The sequence below is a fragment of the Bartonella sp. ML70XJBT.G genome, from assembly GCF_028618575.1.
Taxonomy (GTDB): domain Bacteria; phylum Pseudomonadota; class Alphaproteobacteria; order Rhizobiales; family Rhizobiaceae; genus Bartonella.
Genome location: NZ_JAQITA010000079.1, coordinates 1 through 1,184 on the forward strand (window position 1 = coordinate 1; position 1,184 = coordinate 1,184).

At 45.4% G+C, this 1,184-nt stretch carries 1 protein-coding gene; it reads left to right on the forward strand.

Annotated features, from left to right (window positions below):
• Positions 1-1,176 (forward strand): elongation factor Tu (gene tuf, locus PVV64_RS10380; RefSeq protein WP_273760906.1); only part of this gene is annotated, 1,176 nt, incomplete at its 5' end.
• Between the last annotated feature and the right edge of the window lie 8 nt (positions 1,177-1,184).

A 1,184-nucleotide genomic window follows, 5' to 3' on the forward strand; every position in this document is an offset into this window, starting at 1 on the left:
ATGGCAAAGAGCAAATTTGAACGCACGAAACCGCATGTTAATATAGGAACGATTGGTCACGTTGATCATGGGAAGACTTCGTTGACAGCAGCGATTACGAAATATTTTGGTGAATTTAAAGCCTATGATCAAATTGATGCGGCGCCAGAGGAACGTGCCCGTGGGATTACCATTTCTACAGCGCATGTTGAATATGAAACAGACAAGCGCCACTATGCGCATGTTGACTGCCCTGGACACGCGGATTATGTGAAAAACATGATCACGGGAGCAGCGCAGATGGATGGTGCAATTTTGGTTGTTTCTGCAGCTGATGGTCCGATGCCTCAGACACGTGAGCATATTTTGTTGGCACGGCAAGTGGGTGTTCCAGCAATTGTTGTTTTTCTCAATAAGGTTGATCAGGTTGATGATACAGAGCTTTTAGAGCTTGTTGAGCTTGAAGTGCGTGAGCTGTTGTCAAAATATGATTTCCCAGGGGATGAGATACCGATCGTAAAGGGTTCTGCGTTGGCAGCGCTTGAAGATAAAGATAAGAGTATTGGTGAAGATGCGGTACGTCTTCTGATGAGTGAAGTTGATAATTATATACCGACACCTGAGCGTCCAGTTGATCAACCATTTTTGATGCCCATTGAGGACGTTTTTTCCATTTCGGGACGTGGAACGGTTGTTACGGGCCGTGTTGAGCGTGGTGTTATTAAGGTTGGAGAAGAAATTGAGATTATTGGTATTCGTCCAACGTCTAAGACAACGGTAACGGGAGTTGAGATGTTCCGTAAGCTCTTGGATCAAGGTCAAGCAGGTGATAATATTGGAGCGCTGCTCCGTGGTGTTGATCGTGAAGGAATTGAGCGTGGACAGGTTTTGGCAAAGCCAGGTTCGGTTACTCCTCATACCCGCTTTAAAGCAGAGGCCTATATTTTAACGAAGGATGAAGGTGGTCGTCATACTCCCTTTTTCACGAATTATCGCCCTCAGTTTTATTTCCGTACCACGGATGTTACAGGGATTGTGACGCTACCAGAAGGTACAGAGATGGTTATGCCTGGTGATAATGTTGCGATGGATGTTTCATTGATTGTGCCTATTGCCATGGAAGAGAAACTTCGCTTTGCTATTCGTGAAGGTGGTCGTACTGTTGGTGCCGGTATCGTTTCTAAGATCATTGAGTAAGGATTGGT